8 protein-coding genes are annotated in these 6,948 nt (G+C 52.6%); 1 reads left to right on the plus strand and 7 read right to left on the minus strand.

Annotated features, from left to right (window positions below; genetic code table 11):
* Positions 1-70: 70 nt before the first annotated feature.
* From SFLMC1_RS07640 to SFLMC1_RS07670, 7 genes are all read right to left on the minus strand, one after another.
* Entirely contained in the window at positions 71-1,213 is a 1,143-nt protein-coding gene (locus tag SFLMC1_RS07640) for a hypothetical protein (RefSeq protein ID WP_152074663.1), read from the minus strand.
* 170 nt (positions 1,214-1,383) lie between these two features.
* Positions 1,384-2,145: a TIR domain-containing protein gene (locus SFLMC1_RS07645; protein WP_152074662.1), complete on the minus strand. Its 762-nt coding sequence runs from the start codon at positions 2,143-2,145 to the stop codon at positions 1,384-1,386.
* 42 nt (positions 2,146-2,187) lie between these two features.
* Positions 2,188-2,370 (minus strand): hypothetical protein, encoded by a 183-nt coding sequence (locus SFLMC1_RS07650; RefSeq protein WP_117636983.1) that lies wholly within the window; start codon positions 2,368-2,370, stop codon positions 2,188-2,190.
* A gap of 480 nt (positions 2,371-2,850) precedes the next feature.
* Positions 2,851-3,042, minus strand: coding sequence for a hypothetical protein (locus SFLMC1_RS07655; protein ID WP_147357110.1), 192 nt, complete (start codon positions 3,040-3,042; stop codon positions 2,851-2,853).
* An 897-nt stretch (positions 3,043-3,939) separates the two neighbouring features.
* Positions 3,940-4,332 (minus strand): hypothetical protein, encoded by a 393-nt coding sequence (locus SFLMC1_RS07660; RefSeq protein ID WP_147332604.1) that lies wholly within the window; start codon positions 4,330-4,332, stop codon positions 3,940-3,942.
* A 109-nt stretch (positions 4,333-4,441) separates the two neighbouring features.
* Positions 4,442-5,293: a hypothetical protein gene (locus tag SFLMC1_RS07665; protein ID WP_117769676.1), complete on the minus strand. Its 852-nt coding sequence runs from the start codon at positions 5,291-5,293 to the stop codon at positions 4,442-4,444.
* A gap of 140 nt (positions 5,294-5,433) precedes the next feature.
* Positions 5,434-5,874, minus strand: a complete 441-nt coding sequence (locus tag SFLMC1_RS07670) for a restriction endonuclease subunit S (protein WP_117769675.1) — start codon at positions 5,872-5,874, stop codon at positions 5,434-5,436.
* Between the two features lie 434 nt (positions 5,875-6,308).
* Here SFLMC1_RS07670 and SFLMC1_RS07675 point away from each other — a divergent pair, with 434 nt between their 5' ends.
* Positions 6,309-6,752, plus strand: coding sequence for a hypothetical protein (locus tag SFLMC1_RS07675; protein WP_152074661.1), 444 nt, complete (start codon positions 6,309-6,311; stop codon positions 6,750-6,752).
* Positions 6,753-6,948 lie beyond the last annotated feature (196 nt).

The following is a 6,948-nucleotide window of genomic DNA, read 5'->3' on the forward strand; positions in this document are numbered from 1 at the left end:
GCCGGCGTTAGCCGGTGCGCCCCTACTTTGGGAAACATAAAACTCGCTTTTAATCGGTTGCCTGCGTAGCTCAAAGCGGGAACAACCGCCATGACGATGCATGCGATACCGAGCAGCGGTGCGCGGCAGCTATAAGCGCTGCTCCTAGCAGGAATAGCGCTAATGAGGCGGCGATCCAGTTGCTGTCGGCGGTCTTGGGGAGCGTGGCGGTGGCGGCGCCGGCAGCCTTGGCCTTGGATGGCGTGGACACCGTGGTCCTGTTTACTGTCGTTTTGGTTGTCGTGATCGTTTTGGGCGTCGCAGTCGCGGGCTTCAGGGCGGGATCCGTCGCGGACCCGGCACCGGGCTGCCCACCGGCAGGACCGGCGCCACCAGCCGGCTCGCCCGCGCCACCCGGTACCTCGCCCCCACCGGTCTCCCCCGCCGGAGGTGTGGCGACATCGGGCTCAATCACTACATGCGGTGCCACTGCACCGGAGGCAGCCACCACGCCACTAGCACCAAAGACCCCACCAGCAGGCGTCACAAACCGTGCGGACACAAGCGACCCGACCGTGCACGCAACACCGCCGTCGGCACCGGCCGCATCAAGCCACGAGGCGTCGACGGAAAGCCGGCAGCCGTCCACACCAGCGCTAAGGCCCGCGTCCTGCAGAAACACGCCATAAGCCCGCACGCCCGCTCCGGACCCGGCGCCCGCGGCAACGACGCGCCCGCCGCCGCGCACGGCCATGTCGCCGGCAATCACGCCGGCGACCGCCTCGTTTGTAATATCGGCCCCGTCTGCCCGCGCATCGACGGTGCAGCCGTCAACCACGAGCGCCTGCGACACGTGGATCCCGCACTGCGAGCCCGTCGCCGTCAGGGTCCCGGTGCCGCGAAGCGTCAGGTTGCCCCACACCTCCATGCCGCACAGCGTGATGTCCGCATCGGGCGCATGCGACTCCGTCACGGAGTTCTGCCCGGCAAGCGTCAGCACCAGGTCGCCCTCGGCGCCGATGGCCTCGCCCGCGTAGCCATTAAGCTCCAGGTGGTCGGCGTCGGTCCAGACCCAGCCGGGGCCCGACACGCCCGGCTCGTAGTACGTCGCGCCCGCGATGATGAGGCTCTCCGCGCCAGCGGCATAAGAAGGCCCGCCCAGCAAAACGCATAGGCAGGCCATGGCAACAATCGGAATGTAATGACGGCTGGTGTGGGACTTGGCAGCAAACATACCTGCTCCGATCTTCGCAGGAGCCAATAGAATGTGCACCAGAAAATGCCCTGGTAGCAGCAATTTATAGTTTAGCGAGATCAATGCGGGAGCAAAGAGAAATCGTGTGGGCAATGTCCACAATTAGGTGTAAATCGTTTTGCCAGTCGGTGAAAGGAGGGATCAACGGATTAGATATCCATCTTATTAAAGTCGATGGAATATCCCATGGACTTGAGTTCTTTCAAGAGGCCGAACTCCCAACTGTCTGTTCCGGTATAAACGACGCCCTGTAGATCGGAGGGAATCTCGATACCTTTGTCAACAAGAATTGCAACGTTTTCCCTGCCAAGCCGACCAATAAAGTATCCGGCTTCAAATACAACATTTTGTCTAGCCCTGGGCTTTTCCGACTGTTCTGCCTGGGCTCTTCCTTCGTCGTCCGCCGTAAAAAGGCATACCGCTCCTGCTGCATCGCCTTCAATTTCCAGCTTTTCGATGATTGTCTTGCCCTGATTTGACTGCTCGTTTAGGACAACCGCCGTCAGGCCCTGCCTTTCGATGATTCTCGCGACCCTTTCTCTAAGCTCTCCGTTGTGACCATGAACGATAAATACCTTCGAATAATCTCCAACATTTGCAGTCGATCCGGTTTCCCCTTCGTCTGAAAACTCATCAAGGTATGTCTCCAGCACAGCTTTTGCACTGCGCAGGCCGTCCGCACAGGCTTCAACGAAAGCCGAGTCGGGCGTACCGGAGGTGAAGAAAGACAACGAGTAGCTGATTTTGTTAAAGCTTTTAAATTCGTAGCTGTCTTTTCCAAATCGCCTAATTAAAAGCCTGTCCGACCTTGTCTTCCATGCTTTAAAGTCAGGCGAACTAGAGCTGATGTATTTCTTTGAAAGTTCGTCTGCTGTTTCGCACAACTGCTGCAAAATTTCAAAATCAGACATTAAGCCTTCTTTCTATAACCAATAACGGAGCTAAGAAGCATCTTATTCCAATGAGCGGCCAAATCTCTTTACTGTTTCTTCGGTGCCCCTATCGGAGATGGACTTGCCCAGTGCGAACTCAATAGCGTCCAGCAAAGCCATGACGCGAGCTTTGAAATAGGCATCAAAGTCATCATTAATGAACGCATCCCAGTCAATGAGATTCGATTCGATGACGGAGTTCACAGTGTTCGATGTCAGCTTTCTTAACGAATTTCGCTGAGTAGACGCTGGGGGCCGCGCCTCCAATTTCTGTGCCCGAATAGGAGTACGAGCACGTCGGTCAAGATGCATTCGGTGGTCAACATGGCGGGATCTATCTGCGAGCGGAAAACAAGCGGCGCTGCTAATGGTAGCGCCGCTCGCATCATCAAAGAAGAATCGTTATCGATTGTCTCTGGGACTTTTCGTTCAAAACCAGAGCATGTCGACTACTGCTTATCGAAGTACATCCACCCTACAGGCTGCATTAGATCGTAATAATCGACGGGCGTTTTGAAGCGAATCCTGCCCAAATAACCACGCTTTTCAGCAACCAACTGCATCTGTCTGCGTCACGGCAAACTCTTTGAATTGGCGTTGCGGCAAGTTTGTCTTAAGAAAATAAGGCTGTTAAGACAAACCCATTTTGACGTTTACGTAACGTCGACCATCGATCAAGCCGTATTATTCGGAGTTAGAATTATCGCCCCACGACGCTGAGCCGGTGACCATCCAATGATTTTTGGCATCGATATAGACATCGCCAATCTGATTGTCCAAGCATTCATCGGACTCGTTACCTTGGTGGCCTTGATTGTCGCATTCTGGCAAGGCAGCCAGAGCAAAAGGAACAGGGAGGACGACATCAAGCGGCATCAGCCATCCCGCATATCGGCATGGTACGAAGGGGATCGAAACCGAACTGATCAGCCCGAGGACAATCGGTTCGTCTGGCAATTCGTCGTGCTTCGAAACGAAAGCGAGTCCCCCGTCTACGACGTAATCGTCACCTGCGTCGGGATTAGCGGGGCCGGCCCCTCTTTCAAAGGTGAGGATAACCGCCCCGCTTATCCCAACCGCGTCTGCGTCGGCACGCTTCCTCCTGGAGCATGGTGCATATGGCTCCCGACGGAAGGGCACGGAATGGGAGTACGCACGGCACCCGAAACGGCTTTCACCGACGCAAGCGGAACTTCATGGGTTCGGCGGGGCAACGGAAGGCTCGAGGAGATCCCTATGGAGCCAACCTCGTTCTACAGGCTGCCCCTTCCCTTGACCTGGCACGGATGCAAGAAGCTGACCGAGTAACCCCTTGGCATCGTCGTTTCAGGCATTGGGTTTTCCGGACTGGGACGCGAACTTCCCCAGATGTTCCGGATAACGGGAAAGTCAGAACTATTCGGGTTTGCGAGGCGGGATCGAGAGAGCGACTCCGCCCTATTATTTCGATGCGTCCATGAATTGAAGTGGGATCGGCATCATCACCTCGAAGCACTTACATACAGATCCATATGGCAAAGGCAGCAATTCGCCACCTTGGTTGCAGCAGCGGAGGTTATTACTCAGGATACAAGCGGAAGTAGCCAAATAGGCGCTGGGCGCAACCGAGACGCAGCCAGAGAAGGGTGACATGAGAGTTGTTTCAGAGGATTGGGGTGATATGGATGAAGTTGACTGGTAAGTGCATCTCCAGGTTCAACGGATGGCTGATCAAGGCCGTCTTTAGGTTCACGTAGGGATCCGCTTTTGCTGACAAACAAACACGTGATTGATTTATGGCTTCCAGACGCTTAGCGTGTCTGGAAGCTCATTTATTTTATTGTCAGCAACCACGAAGCCAGCGCTGAACCTCGCCCTAGTAATTGCAACATAGAGCTTGGAGCGTGTCTGCGGCTTCAGATCCGTCGAGGCATCTTGCAACCAAGAGGCCATATCGGCAACTGGATAAATCAAAACATGGTCATATGTTCGGCCTTTTGCTTTGCCGAAGTTGCAGATCGATGAAGCGTTCGCGGTCTGAGTGGCGACGCTACGTCTCAAAATCACTGGATCCAAAAACTCGCAATACCTTTGCGCAAGTGACTCTGGAATGGCCCAAACTCCATTATGGGTTTCATTTGAGGCGGCGCGCAAAGATGCGGTTGGTGAAAACTCCGGATAAACCATGTTTGCGAATCGCCATTCTTGATTTGCTGCTTTTTCGTTATCTTGTCTATGCAATGCAACTGAAACGCATCGGTGTCTCATCTGCAAATACTCGTAGGGCGATAAATGATTATTTAGCCGATCCTTCTTCGAATCCGAAAAGCAAACCGTCCTCATTTGGTAAACAGCCCCGTTCGACGCATTCCAAGATTAGCGCTTGCAATAATTTTGCAGAATCGGAAACACAAGACTCAGAAGGTTGTTTTCCCTCATGAACGGCTTCTGACCTTGCTCTATATAGTTTCTTTATTTCTTGCTGTTTTTGCTTGCCTCCTCCAAGAAACAAAGCTGCGAGAGTACTGACACGAAAAACAAGTTCGCTCCGGACTCCAAACAATGACTCAATCCCAGCCCATATAATCGCCATTTGAACTGAAGGTCGAAGCGATTGCTTGTAGCTCCACAAGGAATTCACCGCGGTCTCAAATCGCGTGTTTTTATCAAACAGTTCCCATGCGTCCCGATAATGCTGTCTTATCCACTGCTTCTCTGAATCGTTGATCACTTTCAATTTTCTTGGAATGAACAACCTTGTAGAAAGAACAACATTGATTGCCGAGCATGGCGAAAAATCTTCTGTCCGCGAATCGCTCTGAACATGCCAATACAATTCGCAATTCAAAAGCGCGGACAATAGAACTATTGCAGATTGGGCATTCCAAACTCGAACTGCAAGCTCTTTGCCCTCTCCAACAACGCGCAACTGAGCTGTAGTTTTCCTAAGGACGGCAATCAAGACACCTAAATCGGTCTCATCTCCGCTGCCATATTTCATCACAGAATTTATCATGTCGTCCGGCGAGGCCTTGCACGTGGCCGGCAATAGAGAGAGGTGTTGCGTAAGCGGCAGCTCTTCGTCTATGGTTAATCCCATTAGGTATAGATATGAAGCAGCAGCCGATTCATTTACAACAATCATCATCTTCGCCCCCCTGCCATAGCGCTCTATACCTAATCCATCCGAACAGCGCCAAACTGAGAGACGTCGATTTCGCCCTACATGAGTTTGGGAAGCAATGCGTCACGCAGTTCGCCAAGAGCCTACGACTTGAGTATATTAGCCTATATGAGCTCAAGAATACCATTGAGCGTCGAAGTCGTTCTTTCTATTGCACAAGCTGGAGCAAACGGGACGTTCATCGACTTAATGTTTTTTAATGCAAGCTTGGTCTGAACGGCACCAACAGTTCCAAGCCTAATAGCTTCCATGCCCATTGAGCTACGAAGAAAGAAATACGACCACGCCGCAAAGTCGCCTTTAAACGAAGTAAGTTTGTTGCAATTCTCTGTGAGGTTTGCCTCATCGAGCGTTTTTCCGATATACGCCGTAAGGCCAATCGTTCCGACAACGGAAACAATTAGATCGCCAGTGTTGACAACGTAGCGCGAAATATTAGATCGTGTTTCATCGTCGATATATAGCATTTCCGAAGTGAGTAAGAGAACAGAAGCGTTGTTTAAGTCGCGGACTCGAATATATGGATGAGAGTTTGCCTCTGCAATTAGCTCTGAACCTTTAGGGAGCCTCTAACCGCCCTTGACTTCGCAGAATGACTCGACTGAACGGTAATGATTTTCTCGCTTGTTCTCTTCAATTGTTTGAGCAAAAAGGGCTTCTCCGAGTTCAGCTAAATAATCATTTACCGGAACATAGGCCTGCACTTCAGAATTGTTTCCATCGAACCAAGGGGAAAGGAGCCCCCGGTGGAAGCGATGATCAATATGGTTCTAACACAGATGTAGCCGGTTCTAGACTATCTGCAGATAAAGCAATCTTAAAAGCAGTGCTCGAAAGCACCATGTGTAGCCATGCCGAAAGCAGCGTGCCCAGCAACTCGAGTCTACTCGGTCTCTTCCTTACCGACAAGGAAGTCGAGGGGTGCTCTCCGAGAACAATCGCGTACTACGAAAGCACCCTCAAACCATATGAGGCATGGATGGAAGAGAAGACGATGCTGAGCGAAGACGGCCGAATCGTCAGGGTGGACAACCCATGGTGTTCGTTCTACATCGACACCGAGCTGGCACCTGCGCTAGACGAGAGCAGGTGCGGGAAATGGATGTTCTACTTCAACGATATCGAGTTCGCGGAGGAAGTCTGCCGCAAGGTGGCCCTCGGAATGGTCGTCGCGGAATGCAAGCACAGCTCATTCGAGTCCGTTATCGAGAACGGCAGAGGCGTCGCCTGCTTCTACCTGAACTTGGACGACGTCGAAGCACATCGCCGCGTTGTCGCATTCATGTTGGAGCATGGCCTGGTTCGGAAGACGAAGTCGGGGAAGCTGTATAACATCGGCTTCAAGTTGGATGACCAGGCACGGGCGGGAGAATATGGAGCCGGTTTCAAGGCACGAATCACGTTGAGCGATCGCTCGAATTAGGCGAATTTTACCTGCGAAGAACAATGAAGGGCGGGGGTGTATCGGCTAATGCCGAACACCCCCGCCCTCGACGCGGTTAAAATAGCGAATGATTGAAGCGGATCAGCCTGGTTCCGCCCTCTTCCCTAGTCCCGTATAAACAGCTCCCTCGTGTACACCTTGTCCGCCACGTCCGCGAGCTCGTCGCTCCAGCGGT

This window comes from Collinsella aerofaciens (assembly GCF_901212495.1).
GTDB lineage: Bacteria > Actinomycetota > Coriobacteriia > Coriobacteriales > Coriobacteriaceae > Collinsella > Collinsella aerofaciens_H.

Bases quoted from the DNA above. Each gene is read 5' to 3' on its own strand.
- SFLMC1_RS07645 (WP_152074662.1), bottom strand. From the start codon at position 2,145: ATGTCTGATTTTGAAATTTTGCAGCAGTTGTGCGAAACAGCAGACGAA.
- SFLMC1_RS07665 (WP_117769676.1), bottom strand. From the start codon at position 5,293: ATGATGATTGTTGTAAATGAATCGGCTGCTGCTTCATATCTATACCTA.
- SFLMC1_RS07640 (WP_152074663.1), bottom strand. From the start codon at position 1,213: ATGTTTGCTGCCAAGTCCCACACCAGCCGTCATTACATTCCGATTGTT.
- SFLMC1_RS07660 (WP_147332604.1), bottom strand. From the start codon at position 4,332: ATGGTTTATCCGGAGTTTTCACCAACCGCATCTTTGCGCGCCGCCTCA.
- SFLMC1_RS07655 (WP_147357110.1), bottom strand. From the start codon at position 3,042: ATGCCGCTTGATGTCGTCCTCCCTGTTCCTTTTGCTCTGGCTGCCTTG.
- SFLMC1_RS07675 (WP_152074661.1), top strand. From the start codon at position 6,309: ATGGAAGAGAAGACGATGCTGAGCGAAGACGGCCGAATCGTCAGGGTG.